The following is a 22,614-nucleotide window of genomic DNA, read 5'->3' as shown; positions in this document are numbered from 1 at the left end:
GTCTGCCCGATGGTTGCAAGGGGTGTCCCGTCTGATCGGTTGAATGATTCCGTTCATGTGCGGGACGTCGGGCGTTCTTGTGTCATTCTATCGGGATTGCCGCGAATCAGCGCACGCTGGCCTGGCGGATGGCGTGGTCCCAGCGGGCGAGACATTCGGCCGCCTGGTCGCGCGGCATCGCCGGGTCGAACTGGCGCTCGATGCGCCACAGCGATTCCAGCTCGTCCAGATCGGCGTAAATGCCGGCGTGCAGGCCTGCCAGGAACGCGGCGCCCAGCGCTGTGGTTTCCACCATGGTCGGGCGCAGGATCGGGATGCCCAGCAGGTCCGCCTGGAACTGCATCAGCAAGTCGTTCACGCAGGCGCCACCGTCCACCCGCAAGGCTGGCAGCGCAGTCGTGCCGGCCGCCTGCGCGTCGCGGCTCATGGCCTGCAGCAGAGCAGCGCTTTGGTAGGCGATGCTCTCCAGCGCGGCTCGGGCGATGTGCGCCATAGTGGTGCCGCGGGTCAGACCGGTGATGGTGCCCCGCGCTTGTGGGTCCCACCAGGGGGCGCCCAACCCGGTGAAGGCGGGTACGAACATGACCCCGCCCGAATCGGGCACGCTGCGGGCCATCTCCTCGATGTCGCTGCTGCGCGTGAAGGCGCGCAGGCCGTCGCGCAGCCACTGGACCACGGCGCCGCCGACAAAAACGCTGCCTTCCAGGGCGAAGGTAGGCCTGGCGTCCGTCTGCGCGGTACTGGTCGTCACCAGGCCGTTCTCCGATACCCGGAACTGGTCGCCGGTGTGCATCAGCATGAAGCAGCCGGTGCCATAGGTATTTTTCGCCATGCCGGGATGAAAGCAGGCCTGGCCAAACAGGGCGCTCTGCTGGTCGCCCGCCACGCCGCGGATCGGAACGGTATGGCCCAGGATCTCTGTCGAGGTCAGGCCGAAGTCCGCCGAGGACGGCTGGATTCCGGGCATCATGCGGGCCGGGATGTCCAGCCGGTCCAGCAGTTCCGTGTCCCAGGCGTTGCGGTGTACGTCCATCAGCATGGTGCGCGCCGCATTGCTGACGTCCGTCAGATGATGCCGGCCGCCAGTCAATTGCCAGATCAGCCAGCTGTCGATCGTGCCGAACAGCAGTTCACCAGCCTGGGCGCGCGCGCGTGCGCCAGGCACGTGATCCAGAATCCATTTCAGCTTGGTGGCGGAAAAGTAGGCGTCGACGCGCAGGCCCGTGCGCTGCAGGATCGTGGCTTCCAGCCCCTGCTGGCGCAGCTCGGCGCAGGTGGGCTCGGCGCGGCGGTCCTGCCAGACGATGGCGCGGTGGATGGGTTCGCCCGTGCGGCGGTCCCAGACCACCGTGGTCTCGCGCTGATTGGTGATGCCGATGGCGCTGACGTTGCGCGCGGAGATGCCGGCCCTGTGCAGGGCTTCTCGCAGGGTGTCGCGCTGTGTGTGCCAGATCTCCATCGGGTCGTGTTCGACCCAGCCCGGCTGCGGATAGTGCTGGGTGAATTCCCGCTGCGACAGGCTCACGATGCGACCCATCCGGTCGAAGACGATCCCGCGGGTGCTGGAAGTGCCCTGATCCAGGGCGAGCAGGTAAGTCATGAAGGAATCCTCGACAGGAATGTTCTTGCGTGGAACAAATGATACCGGCCCGTTAAAATCCCGGAGAAACGATCCTCGGGCGCATCATTGGCCTGACCTCAGAATTCCTGATCCGCGTCCCGATGCCTTCCTCACCCGCGCCATTTTCCGCCCCGACCGATCGGGCTCGGTTGCTGCAATCCCTCGAAGCGCTGCACGAAGTGGACCTGATCGTCATCGGGGGTGGCGCCAGCGGACTGGGCGTCGCGCTGGATGCCCGGTTGCGGGGCCTGTCGGTACTGTTGCTCGAATCTCACGATTTCGCCGGCGGCACCTCGTCGCGGGCGACCAAGCTGGTCCATGGTGGCGTGCGGTATCTGGCTCAGGGTGACATCAGCCTGGTGCGCGAGGCGCTGCACGAACGGCGCGCACTGCTGAACAACGCGCCGCATCTGGCGCAGCCCCTGGCCTTCATCATGCCGGCCTACCGTCCCTGGGAAATACCGTTCTATGGCGCCGGCCTGAAGATCTACGACGCGTTGGCGGGGGCCGCCAGCCTGGGGCGCACCGAATGGCTGGGCCGAGCGGGGACTGCCCGGCAACTGCCTGGCGTCAATACCGACCATCTGTTTGGCAGCGTGAAATACTGGGATGGCCAGTTCGACGACGCGCGTCTGGCCCTGGCGCTGGCCCGCACGGCGGCCGCCCAGGGTGCCCTGGTCCTGAATTACTGTCCGGTGGTGGACATCCTGCACCAGGATGGACGCGTCAGCGGCGTGTGCTGGCGGGATGCGCTGGCCCCTGATGATGTGCCGCGCGGGGGGCAGGTCAGGGCGCGTTGCGTCGTCAATGCCACCGGGGTCTGGGTGGACGATGTCCGCCGTCTGGACGACGCGGCCCGGGGACAGGGCACATCCGCGATGGTGGCTCCCAGCCAGGGGGTGCATCTGGTGGTGGACCGGTCCTTTCTGCCATCCCGCAACGCGCTGCTGGTGCCGCATACTCGCGATGGCCGCGTGCTGTTCGCCGTACCCTGGCTGGGGCACGTGATCCTGGGGACGACAGATACGCCGCGGCGGGATACCGCGCGTGAACCCCGCGCCTTGCCCGAGGAAGCCGCGTTCATCCTGAACGAGTCCGCCCACGTGCTGGCGCGCGCCCCCGCGGCCAGCGACGTGCTCAGTGTCTGGGTCGGGCTGCGGCCACTGGTGCGCCCCGACGATCAGGCGGGGGGCAACACGAAGTCGATCAGCCGCGAACATACCGTGCGTATCAGTCCCTCGGGCCTGGTGACTGTCACGGGGGGCAAATGGACCACCTATCGCTCCATGGCCGAGGACGTCCTGCATCAATGCGTCCAGGCCGGCCATCTGGGTATCCTGCCCAAGTGCCGTACGGCACACTTTCCCCTGGTGGGCGCCCCCGGCGCTGGCGCCGTGCCCACCAGCCTCACCGCCTTACCCGGGCTGCACTGTTATGGCGACGAGGCCGGCACCGTCCAGGGCCTTCCCGGACATGACGTCGATCTGGGACTGGGCTTGACCGAGGCCATGGTGCGGTTTGCCGCGCGCCACGAATATGCCCGCTCGGTGGAAGACGTGTTGGCCCGGCGCCACAGGATGCTTTTTCTGAATGCCTCCCTGGCCAGGCGGTCGGCACCGGCCGTTTCCAGGATCCTGCAGGACGAAATTGGCACAGACGGGCAGTTGAAGACCTTCCTGGCGTTGGCCGACCAGTACGGCCAGGTTCCGGCTTAACACACTTTCATGACCATTAATATTAATTGGCAATTTAAATAATTTGATACAACTATATTCTTCATATCTGGATTCCAGACGTCAAAAGACAGGCTAGTTCCCGCTATACTGCCACTGTTCATGTCGAATGTGCATGAAAATGTTTCTTTGATGTCTGAATCTAATTCTCGTAGTGGCCTGAAACGTGACAAGATTCTTCCTGTCGGGTGTGATCCATCCGGCTTGTCATGATTCGTATTTCGCTGCCGAGGGAATTACTGCCCATACTAAGCTAAGGGATATCATGTCCACCCTGGATTCCGCGTTGTTGACCGATATTCGAGAAGTCAATCTGTCCTACCTGATGCTCGCACAGCGCCTGCTGCGCGAGAACCTGGCGGCAGGCATGTTCCGGTTGGGGTTCTGTGAGGATGTCGCGGACATCATCCTGAACCTGTCGCCCGCGCAGATCGTCAAGCTTGCCAGCTCCAATTCGGTGCTCTGCGCTTTTCGGCTCAATGACGCGCAGCTGCTCAACTCTCTGACACACGAGGTTCTGGGGGGGGTGCTGCAGCAGGCGCACTCCACGATCCTGATGGCTCGTGCCGAAACCGCGGTGGCCTAGGCTGTGATCACGACCGGCAAAAGCGTCTCCCGCGAGGCCGACGACATCCTGCTGGCCACCGACATGATCCGTCTGGGGGCGCGGCTGCAGGTGCTGCAGGCGGAAACCTCGCTCAGTTACGACCGCCTGGCCCGCCTGTACCGCGAAGTCAAGGGGGCCTCGCCCCCCAAAGGCATGCTGCCGTTTTCGGTCGACTGGTTCATGACCTGGCTGCCGAACATTCATTCCAGCTTGTTCTACAACATCTACCGATATCTGGATACGTTCACGCCAGCGAAAAAGTCGCTGGCTCTGGTAGAAGCCTATCGGCTTTACCTGGAACAGTCCACGACCGGCCTGCAGCCGGGCGAGTCCCAGGATGAACCCGTGCTCAGCTTCACCCGCGCCTGGATGCTGGTGCGCTTTTTCGAAAGCGGGTTGGTGCAGCTGTCTGGCTGCCAGCAGTGCCACGGCCAGTTCGTCGCCCATGCGCACGACCCCGATGCCGGTTTCGTTTGCGCCATCTGTAAACCGCCACCCCGGGCAGGCAAGACCCGGGCGCGCCGCAAGGCAAATACCCGCGTGATCGCCTGATTTCGGTCAGATAGCGGATTTGTGGACAAAAAGTCCTGTTGAACCATGCTTTTGAACGCATGAAAACAGGCGAACATTGACAGTATTCTGACTATCAGGGCGCGCGCAAGTGTTTATCATTCTGGGGTATTTGGTTGTCCTGGCGGGGGTGTTCGCCAGTTTCATCGGGGTGGGCGGGCATCTGGGGGCGCTCTATCAGCCCTTCGAATTCGTGCTGATCGGGGGCTGCGCCCTGGGCGCCTATATCGGTGGCAGCAATGGCGCTTCCATCAAACTGTTGCTGGAAGCCATCCCCAAGGCCATCAAACCCAACCCTTACGGCAAGTCGCTGTACATGGAACTGCTGGGCTTGCTGTACACCCTGCTGAACAAGGCGCGCCGCGATGGGCTGATGTCCATCGAATCCGATATCGAAGACCCCAAGGCAAGCGCCACCTTCGCGCAGTTTCCCCAAATTCAGAAGGACCCCAAGCTGATGGAGTTCCTGACGGACTACCTGCGCATCATGATCAGCGGCAACATGAATCCTTTTGAAATCGAAACGCTGATGGACCAGGAAATCGAGGCCCTGCACAGCGAACACAACACGCCGGTCAACGCTGTGCGCGGCGTGGCCGACAGCCTGCCCGCGTTCGGGATCGTGGCCGCCGTCCTGGGGGTCGTGCATGCGCTGGCCGCTGTGGACCAGCCGCCCGCCATCCTGGCGGATCTGATCGCCAAGGCCATGGTCGGGACGTTTCTAGGCATTCTGCTGTCCTACGGCTTCGCCGCGCCGTTCGCGGCGGCCGTCGAGCGCCAGTCCGTCGCGGCCGTCAAGGTCCTGGAATGCATCAAGGTCACCCTGCTGGCCAGCATGAACGGTTATCCGCCGCCGCTAGCAGTCGAATTTGGCCGCAAGGTACTGTTTTCGTCCGTCCGTCCGTCGTTCTCCGAACTGGAAGCGCACGTGCGGCAGACCAAAAGCCAGGCCGCCGGCCGCTGACGGGAGACAGCGGGCATGGCCAATCACGATAGCGGCCGGGTCGTCGTCCGGCGCAAGCGCACTTACAGCGAAGCGCACCACGGGGGCAGCTGGAAGATCGCTTACGCCGATTTCATGACGGCGATGATGGCCTTTTTCCTGGTTATGTGGCTGCTGCTGCTGGTGCCGAAGAAAGAACTCGAGGGCATTGCGGAGTACTTCCGCATGCCCCTGATGACCGCCGTGACCGGTGGCCAGAATCTGGATAACAGCAAGTCGGTGATCCCCGGCGGGCAGCCCAGCGTGATCCCGAACCGCAGTCCCATGCCATCGGCCAAGCCGGATGCCAGCCAGCTGGATCAAAGCGACATGCAGGATCAGGAGAACCTGGAAAACCTGAAACAGAACCTGGAAAATCTGATCGAGCATAATCCGGTGCTCAAGCAGTTTCGTCCCCAGCTGTTGCTGGACATGACGCCCGACGGCCTACGCATCCAGATCCTGGATCAGCAAAGCCGCCCCATGTTCGCCACCGGCAGCGCCCGGGTGCAGCCTTATATGCGTGACATCCTGCGCGAACTGGCACCGCCGATCAGCCAGCTGCCCAACGCCATCACCATGTCCGGCCACACGGACGCCATGCGCTACGCGGCGGGCGACCGCAGCTACAGCAACTGGGAATTGTCGGCTGATCGGGCCAACGCCGCGCGCCGCGAGCTGGTGACCGGCGGTCTGATCGAAAACAAGGTCAAGCGCATTCTGGGGCTGGGCGATACGGTTAATCTGATCAAGGACGACCCGTTGGCGGCCGTGAACCGCCGGATCAGCATCCTGGTGCTGAACCGGCGCGCCGAGCGCCGCATCGACGAGCAGAACGCGGCGGGCGAGGATGGCATCCGGATTCGCAAGCGGCTGGAAGAACTGAGCCACCCCGATGCGGCGTCGGCGGTGACCCCGTCAGGCGTGGTTTCGTCACTGGTGCCTGCGGCGGTACGCGCTGCCCCTGCGTCTGGCAGGTCCAGTGCCACGGGTGCGGTTTCCACCGGCACTTCTCAATTGTCGGGCTCGACGCAGTCCGTCACGAATCAACCATCGGGCGCGGCGGCATCCGCCAAGGCGCCCGGCAATCAAGGGTGAGGACAGATCATGAGTGCAGGCGTGGACCTGAGTGAATTCTACGATACGTTCTTCGACGAAGCCGACGAGCTGCTGGCCAACATGGAGCAGTTGCTGCTCAGCCTCGATCTGGAGAATCCGGATTCGGATGACCTGAACGGCATCTTTCGCGCGGCTCACTCCATCAAGGGGGGGGCCGGGACCTTCGGCTGCTTCGAGGAACTGGCCAAGACGACCCATTTGCTGGAGAACCTCCTGGACCTGATCCGCCATGGCGAGATGGCGTTGCGTCAGGATATGATCGATTTATTTCTGGAAACCAAGGACGTGTTGACCGATCAAGTCGCCGCGTATCGCGGCTCGGAAAAGCCGGACCAGCAGGTCTACGAGCGTATCTGCGCGCAATTGCGTCAGTTGGCCCTGGAACAGCAGCAGGGTGGGGCGGCAGCCGCTCCGGTCGCCGCGGCGGCACCCGTGGCGGCCCAGGCGGTGGCGTCGGGCGATCTGCCGGTCGTGGTGCGCATCAGCCGCATCCAGGACAAGGACGTCGAGCCCCTGGCCGAAGAGATGTCGCTCATGGGCGACATCCTGCATCGCGACCATGACAATGGCACGTTGTCCCTGTGGCTGCATACCGTGACGCCGGCGTCTGATCTGGAAGCGGTCTGCTGCTTCATCGTCAATGCCGACCAGGTGGCGATCAGCCGCGAACCCCTTCCGGGTGGGGCGGCCACCACGACCCAGCCCGCGGTGGCGCCGGATGCCGGCACGGCGCCTGTCGCCCACGCTGTGCCCGCGCCTGCGGCCCCGGCTTCGGCGGATACGTCCACCGACGCTGAGGATCGGCCTGCCGCTTCCGTCGATCATCCGGACTCCGCGGACAAGCCCGCAGGCACCAAGACTGCCAAAAAAGAAAGCGGCACCATCCGGGTTGGCGTCGAAAAAGTCGATCAGATCATCAACCTGGTGGGCGAACTGGTCATCACCCAGGCCATGTTGGTACAGACGGCGCAGTCCCTGGATCCCGTCCTGCACGACCGGCTGCTCAGCGGCATCGAACAGTTCGAACGCAATGCCCGCGACCTGCAGGAAGCCGTGATGTCCATCCGCATGATGCCCATGGACTATGTGTTCAGCCGTTTCCCGCGCGTCGTGCGCGAAAACGCCCAGAAATTGGGCAAGCAGATCAAGCTGGTCACCAAGGGCCAGGCCACCGAACTGGACAAGAGCCTGATCGAGCGCATCATCGACCCCTTGACGCACCTGGTGCGCAACAGCCTGGATCATGGCCTGGAAGTTCCGGAAGCCCGGATCGCCCAGGGCAAGGACCCCGAGGGCACCCTGATCCTGTCCGCGCAGCACAGCGGCGGCCAGATCATCATCGACGTGATCGACGACGGGGCCGGTCTGAATCGCGAAAAAATTCTGAAGAAAGCCATTTCCTCTGGCTTCCCGGTCTCCGAATCGACGCCTGACGACGAACTCTGGCAGCTTATCTTCGCCCCCGGATTCTCCACAGCGGAAAAGGTCACGGACATCTCCGGTCGGGGTGTCGGCATGGACGTCGTGCGCCGCAACATCCAGAGCATGGGCGGGCATGTGCAGCTGTCCTCGCGCAAGGGCGAGGGTACGACGACCCGCATCGTCCTGCCCCTGACCCTGGCCATCCTGGACGGCATGTCGGTCAAGGTCGGCGAGGAAACCTTCATCCTGCCGCTGTCGCATGTCACTGAATCGATGCAGGCGACGCCGGATCAGATCCACCGGATCTCCGAAACCGAGCAGATGTTGCATGTCCGTGGCGAATATCTACCGATCATCGCACTGCACGAGGTCTTCAATGTGCATGACGCCGAGACCGATCTGACCCGGGCGATCGCCGTCATCCTGCAGGCCGAAGACCAGCGCTTCGCCCTGATGGTGGATCATCTGATCGGCCAGCATCAGGTGGTCGTGAAGAACCTCGAAACCAACTACCGCAAGGTTCCGGGGATTTCCGCCGCCACGATCCTGGGCGATGGCTGCGTGGCCCTGATCGTGGACGTTTTCGCATTGCGCCGGACCGCCACGATGCGCACGGTCGCCGCGGCGGCCTGACCCCCTTTCCCTCGCTTTTTCGGAGCCACCATGAATCTTTCCGCCGTCAAACAGGATCAGGTCGAAACCCAGGGTATGGAATTCCTGCTCTTCACCCTGGCCAACCAGGAATATGGTATCGACATCCTGAAGGTGCAGGAGATCCGGGGCTATGACAGCCAGACCGTGACCCGCATCGCCAACGTACCGTCCTTCATCAAGGGCGTGACCAATCTGCGCGGCGTGATCGTGCCGATCGTTGATCTGCGCATGAAGTTCAACATGGACAACGTGGAATACACAGCCCAGACCGTGGTGGTGATCCTCAACGTTCGCTCGCGTGTCGTCGGGGTTGTCGTGGACGGGGTGTCCGACGTTCTGATACTGCAACCGTCCCAGATCAGTGCCGCGCCGCAGTTCGGATCCGCCTTTTCGACGGAACACCTGACGGGGATCGGGACCGTGGGCGAGCGCATGCTGATTCTGGTCGATATCGAAAAACTCATGACCAGCGATGAAATGGCACTGGTCGAAAGCGCGGTGGCCTGATCGGGCGGCCCGTTTGGCTGATTCTCCAGTACACACATCAAGCAGGCGGAGCGTTGGACCTCGTCTTTCGCTCTCGCAGACGCATCCATGCCCACGAGGTTCTGAATTCATGCAGGCAAGTCAAAAGTCGTTTCTTGGCGCGCTCAAGGTCCGCACCAGTCTGGTTCTGGTGCTTGTTTTTTTCTTCATCATGCTCATTTCGGGCGCGCTGCTGGGCGTGCTGTCCCTGAAGATGAACAATGATGCGTTCGAGCAGGTCGCCAACGGACAGGAATCCATTTCCTTGCTGGACGACGCGGTCAATCAGTACAAGGACGCGCAAGTCGGCATGGGCCGGGCGCTGGCCAGCATCGTCGTCAACAACGATCTGCGCAACAATGCCATCGCCGCCAACTGGAACACGGGCGGTGGCGCATCCGCGCAAGAGATCAGCGACGACACCCGCCGCCTGATCGCCGGCGCGGAATCCTCCTTGTTCCGGGCCAACGAAACCATGGATCTGTTCAATTCCGCCGCGAGCACGTACCTGAGCGCGGAGGGGGACAGCACCCAGGTCGCCAAGCTCTTTAGCGGATTGGTCGACACTGTTCCCACGGTACTGGCTCAACTCAAGGAAGGGAATATCGATCAGTATGACCGGCTGCAAAGAGAAAAAGTCCAGCCGGCGGAGCAGCGGTTCAACAAGGCCTACACCGTATTGCGCCAGCAACAGAGCGAATGGACGCACCGGAAGATGGAGGACGAAAGGGCCCATCTCCAGAACGTGATCCTGATCGTCGGCGTCTCTATGGTCGTGGCGCTGCTGTTTGCCATCGCCGCCTACCTGTTCCTGCAGCGCGTCGTGCTGCGCCCTCTGCGGCGCGCTGGCGAGCACTTCGACCGCATCGCCGCAGGCGACCTGACGGCGGCCATCCAGGTGCCGTCCCGCAATGAGATCGGCGTCCTGTATCTGGCCATGCAGCGCATGCAGGAAAGCCTGGTACGCATGGTGGCCACGGTGCGCAGCGGCGTCGGCGAGATCCGTGTGGGGTCCCAGGAAATTTTTGCCGGCAATACGGACCTGAGCAGCCGCACCGAGCAGCAGGCGGCGTCGCTGCAGCAGACGGCGGCCAGCATGGAACAGCTCGCCAGCACGGTGCGCCAGAACTCCGATCACGCCGAGCAGGCCGATCAGCTGGCGAAAAGCGCCGCCCAGGTCGCTCAGCGGGGAGGGACGGCCGTGTCCAGTGTCGCCGAGACCATGACCGGCATCACCAGCAGCTCCGGCAAGATGGCCGAGATCGTCGGTGTCATCGACGGGATTGCCTTCCAGACCAATATCCTGGCGCTCAATGCCGCCGTCGAGGCGGCCCGCGCGGGCGAGCAGGGCAAGGGATTTGCCGTGGTGGCGGGCGAGGTCCGCTCGCTGGCGCAGCGCAGCGCCCAGGCCGCCAAGGAAATCAAGGGGCTGATCGACGATTCCGTGGTGCGTATCCGCGAAGGCTCGGAGCGTGTCCAGGACGCCGGGCGCATCATGGGCGAGATCGTCCAGTCCGTGCAGGGGGTGACGGCGATCATGAACGAGATTTCCTCGGCCTCGCGCGAGCAAGCCGAAGGCATCGGCCAGATCAATGCTGCGGTTACCGACATGGACAACGTGGTGCAGCAGAATGCGGCCTTGGTCCAGGAAGCGGCCAGCGCGGCGGGCTCCCTGCTGGATCAGGCCGAGCACCTCAGCGCCGCCGTGGCCACTTTCCAGATCCAGGAGGGTGGCCCGGTGATCGACGTCCATGGCGGGCAGCTCGGCTACGAGCCGGCGGCGGGCGCATCGAGGCTGGCTCTGGAGCAGGCTTGAGCACAGAGCACCTCTTATGATTCACGATGCCGTATCCTCCGTCTCGTATTTCTCGCAGCCGGCTTTGCCCAAGGCGGAGCCGCAGGACCTTGCCCGCGTGGTCGATATCCTGCACAAGCGGGCCGGGATCGTGCTGGGCGACCATAAACGGGACATGGCGGCACGCACGCTGGGGCTGCGGTCCCATCATTCCGGCCTCGATTCGGTGCGCGATTACCTGAATCTGCTCGAACAGAATCCCCAGGCCGAAGAATGGGACCGCTTCATCAGCGCCTTCACGATCAATCACACGGCGTTCTTCCGCGAGCAGCACCATTTCCAGATCCTGGCGGACTTCGTGCGGACGCGGCGCAAGCCGATCTCGGTCTGGTGCTGCGCCTCGTCGACGGGTGAAGAGCCTTACACGCTGGCGATGACCCTGCATGACGCCTGCGGCCAGTCGGACGTCGGCATCTCGGTCCTCGCGACCGACATCGACGTGCAGGCCCTGGCGCAGGCGCGCAAGGGGGTCTATACCCTGGATCGCATCAAGCCGGTGCCACCGGAATTTCTGCGCCGTTATTTTCTGCGCGGGACGGGTCGGCAGGCCGGTATGGCGATGGTTAAACCGGTGATTCGCAACCTGGTGACCTTCGATGAGCTGAATCTCGTGGCGCCCGTCTGGCCGGTGAACCAGAAGTTCGATGCGATCTTCTGCCGCAACACCATGATCTACTTCGACAAGCCGACTCAGACACGAATCCTGGATCGCTTCGTGCCCTTGCTCAAATCAGGCGGTCTGATGTTCGCGGGGCACTCGGAAAACTTTACGTACCTGACGAAATCCCTGCGGCTTCGAGGGCAGACCGTGTATGAGCTTGCCTGAACTTGCCGGGAACAATTGCTGATATGGCTGAAATCAAGAAAATTCGTGTGTTGTGTGTGGATGATTCGGCGCTGGTGCGCAGCCTGATGACGGAGATCATCAATGGGCAGCCGGATCTGGAAGTCGTTGCGACCGCGCCGGATCCGCTGATTGCGCGTGAACTGATCAAGCAGCACAATCCCGACGTCCTGACGCTGGATGTGGAAATGCCGCGCATGGACGGCCTCGATTTTCTCGAACGGCTGATGCGCCTGCGGCCAATGCCGGTGGTTATGGTGTCATCCCTGACCGAGCGCAACTCCGAGGTCACGCTGCGCGCGCTGGAACTCGGGGCGGTCGATTTCGTCACCAAGCCCAAGCTCGGCTTGCGCGACGGGCTGATGGAATACAGCGACATGATCGCCGACAAGATCCGGGCGGCTGCGCACGCGCGGCTGCGCCCTCGGCCGGCGCACGCGGGCGATCATCCCGCGCGGCCGCGCCTGGCGGGCAATTTCTCCACGACCGAAAAGCTCATCATGATCGGGTCCTCCACCGGTGGGACAGAAGCGATCCGCCACGTGCTGGAACCTCTGCCGGCCAACAGCCCGGCTATCATGATCACGCAGCACATGCCCGCGGGCTTCACCAAATCCTTCGTCCAGCGTCTCGACGGTCTGTGCGCCGTCCAGGTTCACGAGGCCGAGGACGGGCAGCGTGTCTTGCCGGGGCACGTCTATCTGGCACCGGGGGGCATCGCGCACATGAAACTGGCCCGTTCCGGCGCCAATTACGTGGTCAAACTGGAATACACCGATCCGGTGAACCGGCATCGCCCCTCTGTCGATGTCCTGTTCCATTCGGCTGCGCAGGTCGCAGGGAAAAACGCGGTGGGCGTCATTCTGACCGGCATGGGAAAGGACGGTGCCCAGGGGTTGCTGGCCATGCGCGAGGCGGGGGCGCGGACCTTCGCCCAGGACGAGGCCAGTTGCATCGTCTTTGGCATGCCGCGCGAGGCCTTGCTGATCGGCGCCGCCGAAGAGGCCGTCCCGCTGGACGAGATCAGTGAACGGATTCTGAAAAGTGCGGGCGCCTACGGGCACCGGGTGTGAACAACAGCAAGGATTCCCTGCCTACCTTGCTGCATTTATTGACTGGAGTGTGACCTGTGGTTCAAAAAACGTTGAAAATCCTGGTCGTCGATGACTTCCCCACGATGCGCCGGATCATCAAGAATCTGCTCAAAGACCTGGGCTATGAAAACGTCGACGAGGCGGAAGATGGCGCCATCGGCCTGGAAAAGCTGCGCAATGGGGGGTTCGAGTTCGTCGTGTCCGACTGGAACATGCCGAACATGGATGGTCTGACGATGCTGCAGAACATCCGCGCCGATCCGAACCTGGCCACGCTGCCGGTGCTGATGGTCACCGCCGAGGCCAAGAAGGAAAACATCATCGCGGCGGCCCAGGCCGGCGCCAGCGGCTATGTGGTCAAGCCTTTCACGGCAGCCACACTCGAGGAAAAACTCAACAAGATCTTCGAGAAACTGTAAGGGGCGCATCATGACTGCAGAACAGACGGAAAACGGGCAGATCGACTTCCAGGCGCCTTCGCTGGACCTGATTCACCGGATCGCCCATCTGACGCGCACGCTGCGCATGAGCATGCGGGAACTGGGTCTGGATCAGGCCATCAAGGACGCCGCGCATGCCATTCCGGACGCCCGCGACCGGCTGCACTACGTAGCGCAGATGACGGAGCAGGCGGCCAACCGCGTGCTGAATGCCGCCGAGCAGATCCAGCCCTGGCAGGAAACGATGCAAAGCGACGCGCGGGCGCTGGATGCGCGCTGGCAGGACTGGTTCGAGCATCCGGTCGAGCTCGATCAGGCGCGCGCGCTGGTGGACGACACCCGGGCTTTCATCAAGGGCGTCCCCGAAAAGACCCAGGCCTCGCAGAACAATCTGATGGAAATCATCATGGCCCAGGACTTCCAGGACCTGACCGGCCAGGTGATCATGAAGATGCTGGGGGTCATTGGTACCATCGAGACCGAACTCGTCCAGGTGCTGATCGACAACGCGCCTCAGGAAAAGCGCGAGGAAACCCAATCGCTGCTCAATGGCCCGGTCGTGAACGCCGAGGGCAAGAACGACGTGGTGGCCAATCAGGATCAGGTGGACGACTTGTTGGCCAGCCTGGGTTTCTGACTGACGACGGGCGCCCGACCAGATGGCCGAGGACAGCGATCTCGAAAAGACTGAAGCCGCCTCGCCCCGGCGCCTGGAAAAGGCGCGCGAGGAGGGGCAGGTTGCGCGTTCGCGCGAACTGGGCACGTTCATGGCCCTGATCAGCGGCATCGGTGCCCTGTGGTTCGGCGGTGGGTCGCTGTTTCGCGCCCTGGAGGGCGTGCTGCGCAGCGGCTTGTGGTTCGATCCGAGGATCGTGCGGGATCCCGACGTCATGCTCAATGTCGCCGCGGCCTCGGCCTGGCAGGGCCTGCTGGTGATTCTGCCCATCCTGGGGCTGCTGCTGGTCGTCGGGGTTTTTTCATCGGTCGCGCTGGGCGGTTTCCTATTGTCGTCCAAGGCGCTGGAGCCCAAGTTCGAGCGCCTCAACCCGCTCAAGGGGCTCAAGCGGTTCGTCCAGATGCAGACCTTCATCGAGCTGATCAAGACGCTGGGCAAGGCCGTCCTGGTAGGCTACGTGGCGGTGAAGGTGATCTGGTCCTATCGCGAGGACATGCTGGCGTTGTCGCACATGCCGCCCACCGAGGGGCTGGCCCGGGGGCTTGAACTGGCGGCGACCTGCAGTCTGCTGATCGCATCGTCCCTGATCATCATCGTTCTGATCGACGTGCCCTGGCAGTTATGGAACCATGCCAAGCAACTGCGCATGTCGCGCGAGGACGTCAAGCAGGAACACAAGGAAAGCGAAGGCGACCCGCACGTCAAGGGCCGCATCCGCCAGCAGCAGCGTGCCATGGCGCGGCGGCGCATGATGAGCGCGGTGCCCGACGCCGACGTGGTCGTGACCAACCCCACCCATTACGCGGTGGCCTTGCGCTACCGCGAGGGGCAGGGGGGGGCGCCGATGGTGGTCGCCAAAGGCGCGGGACTGATCGCCGCGCAGATCCGCAAGCTGGCCGAGGAACATCAGGTTGCCCGCCTGGAGGCGCCGCCGCTGGCGCGTGCCCTGTATCATCACGTTGAACTGGATCGGGAAATCCCGGCTGCGCTGTATGCCGCCGTGGCCGAAGTGCTGGCCTGGGTCTATCAGGTCCGCAACTGGCGGCAGGGCTCGGGTACACTGCCACCTGCGCCGCAGGCACTGCCGGTCCCTCCCGAACTCGATCCGCAACGCAGCCCTGAAGCGGCACCCGCATTCGTCTCATGAACAATTTCCTGGATTTTCTCAAGACCCAAGGTTTCGGGCATGCCCGCCTGATGGCGGGACCGGTGCTGATCCTCATGGTGCTGGGCATGATGATCCTGCCCTTGCCGCCGTTCGTCCTGGACCTGCTGTTCACGTTCAACATCGCCTTGTCGGTGATGATCCTGCTGGTGGCGATGTTCACCCGCAAGCCGCTGGATTTCGCCGCCTTCCCCTCGGTGCTGCTGTTTGCCACCTTGCTGCGCCTGTCACTGAACGTGGCCTCCACCCGCGTGGTGTTGATGAACGGCCACAAGGGCCCGGCCGCCGCGGGCCACGTGATCGAGGCCTTCGGCCATTTCCTGGTCGGCGGCAATTTCGCCGTGGGCATCGTGGTGTTCATCATCCTGGTGATCATCAACTTCATCGTCATCACCAAGGGCGCCGGCCGGATCGCGGAAGTCGGCGCACGCTTCACCCTGGATGCCATGCCCGGCAAGCAGATGGCCATCGATGCCGACCTGAATGCCGGTCTGATCGGCGAGGACGATGCCCGCCGGCGCCGCAGCGAAGTCTCCCAGGAAGCCGAGTTCTATGGGGCCATGGACGGCGCCAGCAAGTTCGTGCGCGGGGATGCCGTCGCCGGTCTGCTGATCATGGTGATCAACATCATCGGTGGCCTGATCGTCGGGGTGGCGCAGCACAATATGTCGCTGGGCGACGCAGGAAACGTCTATACCTTGCTGACGATCGGCGACGGGTTGGTGGCGCAGATTCCGGCGCTGGTGATTTCCACAGCGGCGGGTGTGGTGGTGTCGCGGGTGGCGACCGACGAGGACGTGGGCCAGCAGGTACTGGGGCAACTGTTCTCCAATCCCAATGTCCTGTTCATCACCGCCGGGATCCTGACCCTGATGGGCCTGATTCCCAATATGCCGCACGTCGCGTTCCTGCTGCTGGCCGCCATCCTCGGCGGCGTGGGGTGGGCGCTGCATCAGCGTAAGCAGCGTGAACAGAAGGTTGCGGACTCCAGGCCCAGCCAGGAGCAGACTGCGGCCGTTGCCGCAGCCTCCGAGGCCAGTTGGGATGACGTCTCCACCGTGGATCCGCTGGGCCTGGAGGTCGGCTACCGCCTGATCTCGCTGGTGGATCATCAACAAAGCGGAGAGCTGTTGCATCGCATCCGCAGCCTGCGTAAAAAGTTCGCGCAGGAGATGGGCTTTCTGCCCCCCGTGGTGCATATCCGGGACAACCTGGAAATCAAGCCGACGGATTACCGCATCCAGCTTTTTGGTGTGGAGATCGGCCGTGGCGTCGCCCAGACCGGCCAATGGCTGGCCATCGATCCGGGCGGGGTGACGGCGCCGGTCCAGGGGACGCCGACCAAGGATCCGGCCTTCGGCTTGCCCGCCGTCTGGATCGACGCGTCCCTGCGTGAGCAGGCGCAGATTGCGGGTTACACCGTCGTGGATGCCGCGACCGTCGTGGCCACACACCTCAATCACCTGATGCACCGGTATGGCGCCAAGCTGCTGGGCCGCCAGGAAACGCAGCAGCTGCTGGACCACGTCGGGCGCGACGTGCCCAAGCTGGTCGAGGATCTGGTGCCCAAGACGATCACCCTGCCGCAGTTGCAGAATCTGCTGCGCAGCCTGCTGGACGAGGAAGTCCCCATCCGCGATATGCGCAGCATCCTCGAGACAGTCACCGAATATGCGCCGCGTCTTGCCAGCCTCAATCCGGCCGGCACCGGCCCCAACCAGGACGAGCTGTTGGCCCAGACCCGGGTGGCCCTGGGCCGGGCCATCGTCCAGCACTGGTTTGCGGGCGAAGAGGAATTGCGGGTCATCGGACTGGATTCGCGCCTCGAGCGGGTGCTGATGCAGGCGCTGGGCGCGAGCGGCGCGCTGGAACCCGGGCTGGCGGAAAACCTGCTGGGCGAGACGCAGCGGCACGTCCAGGAACAGGAAGACAAGGGCAATGCGCCCGTGCTGGTTGTGCCGCCCATGTTGCGGGCGTCCCTGTCGCGCTTCCTGCGCCATCATCTGCCGCACATGGCGGTGCTCTCCAGCGCCGAGATCCCTGAGGAGCGTATGATCCGGGTCACGGCCGTCATCGGCGGGAGTCCTGCGTGAACATCAGTCGCTTTTTCGGGGCCACCAATCGCGAGGCCATGCGCCAGGTTCGTCTGGCGCTGGGCGCGGATGCCCTCATCATTTCCAGCAAGCGGGTCAATGGCGGGGTCGAAATCCTCGCCACGGATCCGACCTCGCTGCCCGATCATGACCAGATCGCCGCACGGACCCCCGTGTCGGTGCCGTCCGCGCCGGCCGCCGTTCCCACGGCTCCTGCGGCGTCCGTGTCGGCACCCGCCCGGTCGCCGACGCCGGCGGTCGCGCCAGGCGATGGCCTGATGGGCGCGATCGACGACCTGAAGGGTTCCCTCGAAAGCCGGATCGACGAGCTGCTGTGGGGCAATCAATTGCGCCGTTCGCCGCAGGCGGTCACGCTCTTTCAGGGACTGCTGCGTTTTGGTTTCAGCACCACGCTGCTGCGCGCCATGCTCAAGAGCATGCCGGAACTCAGTGGCACACGGGCTGCCCTGCAGTGGGCGCGCGGCGAACTCGTCAAGCACCTGCCGGTCCTGGCCTCCGAGGACGCCCTGTGGCAGCCCGGGCTTGCCCTGGCCCTGGTCGGCCCCACGGGGGTTGGCAAGACCACCACGATTGCGAAGCTCGCGGCCCGCTGTGTGCGGCGCGCAGGTCCGGACAGCCTGGTGCTCCTGACCACCGACACTTACCGGATCGGCGCGCACGAGCAGTTGAAGATCTACGGGCAGATGATGCGTGTGCCGGTGCACGTCGTCCAGGACGTGCATGAATTGCGGCGGGTCCTGCAGACGGTCCGCCCCGATCAGACGGTGTTGATCGACAACGTCGGGATCAGTCAGCGCGACCGCTATGTCACGGACCAGGCCGCCCTGCTGGCGGGCGCCGGCCGCCGGGTCGAGCGGTTGTTGGCCCTGAACGCCTCCAGCCATGGGGATACGTTGGACGAAGTCGCCCGTTCGTATGTTCGTGACGGTGGCACGCCGCTGCGCGGCTGCATCATCACCAAGATCGATGAAGCCGCCTGCCTGGGGGCGGTGCTGGACACCACCATCCGCTACCGATTGCCGATCCACTATGTGTCCGATGGGCAAAAAGTCCCCGAAAATCTGCAGTTCCTGACCGCAACCGAACTCGTGGACCGGGCGCTTGCGCCCATGCAGTCCGCCCGCACCCAGTTCGCCCCCTCCGAGGCGGATCTGGCCGCGTTGATGTCGATCACACAGCCTGTGGAAAGCGCGGATGCCATTGCCGGGCGGCGGCGTCAGCAGGTGCTGTTGCCGCAGCTGCTGACCCAGTCGGCGCAGGGCGATTCCCTGGGGCTGGAACAGCTGCGTGCCGCCGTCGCCCTGCTGGACGAGGATCCCGTGCTGTCCGAAGGCTACGACCTCTGGCATAGCCGATCCGCCGGGGATCTTCCGGCCGCGGTGGATGCCATCGACCATCTGCGGCGGGTCGCACGGACAGGCCTCGAAGAATCCGAGCCTCCCCTGATCGTGCATGATCGCCAGGCCTTGTCCTGGCAAGGGCGGCGCGGCGCCTGGTCAGCGACGGCCTGGTTCGACGGCCGTTGCCGGCCGCTGGCCGCGGGCACCCAGCAGGTGGGCATGGCCGATGGCTGGTACGGCCCGCAGGGCGCCCAGTCGGTTGCGCCTTCGGCCATCGAGGTACTGCGCCATCAGGTCGGGCTCGAATCCGAAGGCCCGGATCCCGCCCCCTGGCACGTCTTCGAAGGCGGCAGCCAGGCGCTGCTGCGGGACCTCGACCGACAAGGATTCCAGTGGATCTCCGCCTGCGGCGCGCGTACCCGCATTTACCAGGAAGACGAGGCCAGCGTGGTCTCGGCGTCAGCCCAGCGGCTGGTCTTCAAGCCGCTGCCGGGCGATGTCTTTGCCTATCTGCTCACCCCGTCCGGCCTGGCCGGGACGGGCGTGGCCTGGTGGGCGGGCCTGGGGGCCGCCGAGCTGCGTACGCGCGGTGAGCCTCCCTTGGGTGTTCGTCTGTTCTGCCTGCGGGCCGTCGATCCCCAGGATGGCCACATTGTGCGTGTCTGGCATGCATTGGTGGGCCAGGCGGGTGATGCGCCTGCGGATCGGATCGCAGCGGCGCTCGTGCTGCGCCAGGAATGCCATGCCGCTTGGCGTCTGGCCGCGTCATGGCTGGCGGATGCGCAGGGCCGCGAACCCTTGCTCGACCGCGCGGTGCTGGCTGCCCAGCTCGGGTTGGCCGCCTGGCGGCTGGTGCAGGATCCGGCACTGGCGCCGGCTGCGCACGTCGTCGCCCGCATGTTGGGGGCCGAGCAGCTGTCGGCCCGCCAGTCGCCTGCCGGCTTATTGAAGCTGTACGCGTTGAAGGAATTGCTGGCGGTTTAGGGTGCGGTACGGATTCACAGCACAGCACTCTGGGGTGTTGGAGACTGCGGGGTCTTACCGCGACAGCCGCCCCCGGGCGTCGTACAGATCCTTGCCCATCAGCGTGCGCAAAGTGTCCAGCGCCTGCTGGTTGTGATCCATGAAGGATTTCAGGATCTGGCCATTGGCCTGATTCAGGGTGCTGGCCTGTTCGGCGCGCGCGAACAGGGCGTCGAAAACGGGACGCAGGTCGGGGTGCGCTTCGCAGGCGGCATCGATGCCGGCGCGATCATCGGCGTGACCCAGCCCGGACAGGGCTGCGGCACGCGCCTGGTCCAGTTCACCCAGGCGGCGCGCGTAATCGTTTTTCCGGGTGGTCAGGGTGCCCAGCGCTTCGTTCGAGGGCGTTTCCAGCAGCATGGCGCCTTCGGCTTCCAGCGTCTGGATGAAGTCGTTCAGTAGCTCGGACTGTTCGTCCACGCACTGGAGCAGGGCATCGATATGGCTCATGGCAGGAGATTCCGGCAAAACATCGAGGTCGCCAATCGGCTGGACCAAGAAATGCCCGCCGCGTGGCAGCCCTATTTTAGCAATTCGCGCACGCTGGCCAGCAGGCCGTCGGCGATACGGCCCGGATCGATCGTCAGTTGACCGGACGCCAGTGCGTCGCGAATCTGACGTACCCGTTCCGCCTGGACGTCCGCGTCGCTGTCATTCAGGGCCGCCAAGTGGCGGGCTGCCGGGCTGAGATCAACTTTCGGCCCGCTGCCACCGGCCACGGATGCGGCATGCGAGGCGTTTTCACTGCGCGTACCCCCGGTCACCCCACCGAGCAGGGGGTTGGGCGAAGTGGAATTGACTTTCAAGGCTCGTCTCCGGGTGAAAGGACAGGGTCATATGGTGCATCCCTGGTTACGACCGGCATGGCGAAATCTTTAGGGGGACGCCGACTTACATCATAACCTGAACGGTATGGGCGTCGATCACCGTGCCGGTGATGATCTGACCATTGGGCGTACGGACCTGGATGCGGGCACCCGGGCCGCCGGATTCCAGCGCCTGGCCTTCGCCCGAGGCCTCGAAGCCGATTCCCCGAGCCACGGTGCGGACCTGCTGCCCGCGCTCAATCGCGTTTGGATCCCGCAAGGCGCTGGCTTCGATGGCGCCGCCAGCGCGCAGGCGGCGGTTGGCGATCCAGCCGACGATCCGCCCGGGGTCGCTGATGACGCGGCGTAGCCGCAGCAGATCGCCTTCGCGGGCGTCGAGATCCGCAGGGCCGATGACGCTGCCGCGTTCGATCACGTGGCTGGCCACGTAATAGCGGCCCATGATCTGGACGCTGGTCTGCAGATAGACCGTCCAGGGCTGGGGAGCCAGGCAACGCACGCCGACCGGGGTGCGCGGCTGCAGGCCGCCGGAACCTGCCAGGAAAGCCTCGAATTTGTCACAAGGGGGCTGGTTGTTCAGCCTGGGCGCATCGACCGCGACGGTGACCGAACCGGGATACGACGCGGCCTGGTCCCGGATCAGGGATTCGACCTGTGCGATGACCGCGGCTGGATCCTGAACCTGAGGTGCAGGCGCGCGGACCTGGGCTGTCGAGACCGCTGGCAGCGCCGCCATCAGGCAGGCGGCCACGCACCATGCGCCCCTGAATGGTGCGGCGTGTCCCGGTGCACCGATGCGCGATCGCGGCGTAGGGTCTAGCCGCCGCGGGGTGCGGTGCCGGGCCTGAAACGGAAGTGAGAGCGTGATCATGGGCATATGGGCCATTGTAGAAGAAGGCCCGGACCAGGGTGGCCCGCAACCTTGCGTCGCGTTGGATGTCGGCGTGTCTCTGGCTGATGCCCGGCTTCCCCGGCCGGCCTCAGGATTGACTGCATTGTCTGAATAGGACTTCAAACCCCGCTTTGTTTGAGTCTTTATGGAACCGTGCCAGCCCTTACGATGCTGTTGTGCGCTCAAACCGCGAATGGTCAGGGATCATTTGGTGCCCGGTGGATGCGTACCCCATTCACCGAATTGCACGACACGCCATGATCGATCGAATCGGCAGAGACTTCGAGTTCTACCAGAAAGCCCTGTCCCTACGTCAGCAGCGCCAGGAAATCCTGGCGACCAACATCGCCAATGCCGACACGCCCAACTACAAGGCGCGCGACATCGATTTCAATGCCACGCTGCGCGAGGCGATGGGCGAGGGCGGTCTGCCGCGCCTGCCGGACACATCCCTGACGCTGACCTCGTCGCGTCACATTCCCGCCAGTGCCCATACCAGTGGCCCCGCTCAGGAATTGTATCGAACGCCATCGCAGCCCAGTCTGGACGGCAACACCGTCGAAATGGACGCCGAGCGGGTCCAGTTCGCCGACAACACCATGCGCTATCAGACCAACCTGCAGGTGCTCAACGGGCGCATCAAATCCCTGCTGGCCGCGATGCAGCAGTAAACGCTTCGGAACTCGACAGATCCCATGTCCACTTTCAGTGTCTTTCAGATCGCCGGCTCCGCGCTGGCGTCCCAGTCCCAGCGCATGAACGTGTCGGCCAGCAACATCGCCAACGCCGACAGCGCCGCAGGCCCCGATGGCCAGCCCTACAAGGCGCGCCACGTGGTGTTCCAGATGACGCCATCGGCACAGTCCGAGGCAGTCGGCGGCGTGCGGGTCGCGTCCGTGGTGGAAAGCAACGCACCGCCGCGCGTGCAGTACGATCCGGGCAACCCCCTGGCCGACGCCAAGGGCTACGTGACCTTGCCCAACGTCGATGTGGTTGCTGAAACCGTCAACATGATCTCGGCTTCGCGTTCGTACCAGGCCAACGTCGAAGTCATCAACACGGCCAAATCTCTCATGGCCAAGACCCTTACCCTAGGTCAATAAGGATATTT

20 protein-coding genes and 1 pseudogene are annotated in these 22,614 nt (G+C 64.1%); 17 read left to right on the top strand and 4 right to left on the bottom strand.

Annotated features, from left to right (window positions below; translation table 11 throughout):
• Positions 1-106: 106 nt before the first annotated feature.
• Entirely contained in the window at positions 107-1,600 is a 1,494-nt protein-coding gene (gene glpK / locus ABCV34_RS05865) for a glycerol kinase GlpK (RefSeq protein ID WP_345798272.1), read from the bottom strand.
• A 122-nt stretch (positions 1,601-1,722) separates the two neighbouring features.
• On the opposite strand from glpK, the gene ABCV34_RS05860 reads away from it, so the two are divergent.
• The 15 genes and pseudogenes from ABCV34_RS05860 (at position 1,723) to flhF (ending at position 19,745) form a co-directional block, all read left to right on the top strand.
• Positions 1,723-3,336: a glycerol-3-phosphate dehydrogenase/oxidase gene (locus tag ABCV34_RS05860; protein ID WP_345798271.1), complete on the top strand. Its 1,614-nt coding sequence runs from the start codon at positions 1,723-1,725 to the stop codon at positions 3,334-3,336.
• A gap of 283 nt (positions 3,337-3,619) precedes the next feature.
• Complete coding sequence (gene flhD / locus ABCV34_RS05855; protein WP_345798270.1) at positions 3,620-3,940, top strand: flagellar transcriptional regulator FlhD; 321 nt, start codon at positions 3,620-3,622, stop codon at positions 3,938-3,940.
• A gap of 63 nt (positions 3,941-4,003) precedes the next feature.
• Entirely contained in the window at positions 4,004-4,513 is a 510-nt protein-coding gene (gene flhC / locus ABCV34_RS05850; RefSeq protein WP_345798717.1) for a flagellar transcriptional regulator FlhC, read from the top strand.
• Between the two features lie 109 nt (positions 4,514-4,622).
• Positions 4,623-5,495 carry a flagellar motor stator protein MotA gene (gene motA, locus ABCV34_RS05845; RefSeq protein ID WP_345798269.1) on the top strand — a complete coding sequence of 291 codons (873 nt, stop codon included), beginning with the start codon at positions 4,623-4,625 and terminating at the stop codon, positions 5,493-5,495.
• A gap of 15 nt (positions 5,496-5,510) precedes the next feature.
• Positions 5,511-6,356 (top strand): annotated as a pseudogene (motB, locus tag ABCV34_RS05840) (flagellar motor protein MotB); the annotation flags it as partial.
• A gap of 264 nt (positions 6,357-6,620) precedes the next feature.
• Positions 6,621-8,687: a chemotaxis protein CheA gene (gene cheA, locus ABCV34_RS05835; protein WP_345798268.1), complete on the top strand. Its 2,067-nt coding sequence runs from the start codon at positions 6,621-6,623 to the stop codon at positions 8,685-8,687.
• 30 nt (positions 8,688-8,717) lie between these two features.
• On the top strand, positions 8,718-9,215 hold the full coding sequence (locus tag ABCV34_RS05830) for a chemotaxis protein CheW (protein ID WP_345798267.1): 498 nt from the start codon (positions 8,718-8,720) through the stop codon (positions 9,213-9,215).
• Positions 9,216-9,324: 109 nt separating this feature from the next.
• Positions 9,325-11,049, top strand: coding sequence for a methyl-accepting chemotaxis protein (locus ABCV34_RS05825; protein WP_345798266.1), 1,725 nt, complete (start codon positions 9,325-9,327; stop codon positions 11,047-11,049).
• Between the two features lie 16 nt (positions 11,050-11,065).
• Positions 11,066-11,914, top strand: a complete 849-nt coding sequence (locus tag ABCV34_RS05820) for a CheR family methyltransferase (RefSeq protein WP_345798265.1) — start codon at positions 11,066-11,068, stop codon at positions 11,912-11,914.
• 32 nt (positions 11,915-11,946) lie between these two features.
• Positions 11,947-13,005: a chemotaxis response regulator protein-glutamate methylesterase gene (locus ABCV34_RS05815; protein ID WP_345798716.1), complete on the top strand. Its 1,059-nt coding sequence runs from the start codon at positions 11,947-11,949 to the stop codon at positions 13,003-13,005.
• A gap of 56 nt (positions 13,006-13,061) precedes the next feature.
• The gene (gene cheY, locus ABCV34_RS05810; protein WP_345798264.1) at positions 13,062-13,445 is read left to right on the top strand and encodes a chemotaxis response regulator CheY; all 384 of its coding nucleotides are present in this window, start codon (positions 13,062-13,064) and stop codon (positions 13,443-13,445) included.
• Positions 13,446-13,455: 10 nt separating this feature from the next.
• Positions 13,456-14,103, top strand: a complete 648-nt coding sequence (gene cheZ / locus ABCV34_RS05805; protein ID WP_345798263.1) for a protein phosphatase CheZ — start codon at positions 13,456-13,458, stop codon at positions 14,101-14,103.
• Positions 14,104-14,125: 22 nt separating this feature from the next.
• Entirely contained in the window at positions 14,126-15,289 is a 1,164-nt protein-coding gene (gene flhB, locus ABCV34_RS05800; protein WP_345798262.1) for a flagellar biosynthesis protein FlhB, read from the top strand.
• The gene (gene flhA / locus ABCV34_RS05795) at positions 15,286-17,400 is read left to right on the top strand and encodes a flagellar biosynthesis protein FlhA (RefSeq protein WP_345798261.1); all 2,115 of its coding nucleotides are present in this window, start codon (positions 15,286-15,288) and stop codon (positions 17,398-17,400) included. Before flhB ends, flhA begins: the two co-directional genes overlap by 4 nt.
• A complete protein-coding gene (flhF, locus tag ABCV34_RS05790) occupies positions 17,397-19,745 on the top strand; it encodes a flagellar biosynthesis protein FlhF (RefSeq protein WP_345798260.1) in 2,349 nt (782 codons plus the stop codon). Before flhA ends, flhF begins: the two co-directional genes overlap by 4 nt.
• Before the next feature lie 54 nt (positions 19,746-19,799).
• Here flhF and ABCV34_RS05785 read toward each other — a convergent pair whose 3' ends face one another.
• From ABCV34_RS05785 to flgA, 3 genes are all read right to left on the bottom strand, one after another.
• Positions 19,800-20,234: a flagellar protein FlgN gene (locus tag ABCV34_RS05785; RefSeq protein WP_345798259.1), complete on the bottom strand. Its 435-nt coding sequence runs from the start codon at positions 20,232-20,234 to the stop codon at positions 19,800-19,802.
• Between the two features lie 71 nt (positions 20,235-20,305).
• A complete protein-coding gene (gene flgM / locus ABCV34_RS05780) occupies positions 20,306-20,590 on the bottom strand; it encodes a flagellar biosynthesis anti-sigma factor FlgM (protein WP_345798258.1) in 285 nt (94 codons plus the stop codon).
• A gap of 85 nt (positions 20,591-20,675) precedes the next feature.
• A complete protein-coding gene (gene flgA / locus ABCV34_RS05775; RefSeq protein ID WP_345798257.1) occupies positions 20,676-21,362 on the bottom strand; it encodes a flagellar basal body P-ring formation chaperone FlgA in 687 nt (228 codons plus the stop codon).
• Positions 21,363-21,760: 398 nt separating this feature from the next.
• Here flgA and flgB point away from each other — a divergent pair, with 398 nt between their 5' ends.
• A complete protein-coding gene (gene flgB / locus ABCV34_RS05770) occupies positions 21,761-22,174 on the top strand; it encodes a flagellar basal body rod protein FlgB (protein ID WP_345798256.1) in 414 nt (137 codons plus the stop codon).
• A gap of 24 nt (positions 22,175-22,198) precedes the next feature.
• Positions 22,199-22,606, top strand: a complete 408-nt coding sequence (flgC, locus tag ABCV34_RS05765; RefSeq protein WP_345798255.1) for a flagellar basal body rod protein FlgC — start codon at positions 22,199-22,201, stop codon at positions 22,604-22,606.
• Positions 22,607-22,614: the final 8 nt, after the last annotated feature.

It is taken from the genome of Castellaniella sp. MT123, from assembly GCF_039614765.1.
In the GTDB taxonomy this organism is placed as follows: Bacteria; Pseudomonadota; Gammaproteobacteria; order Burkholderiales; family Burkholderiaceae_B; genus Castellaniella.
This window is presented reverse-complemented; position numbering and strand designations above follow the sequence as displayed.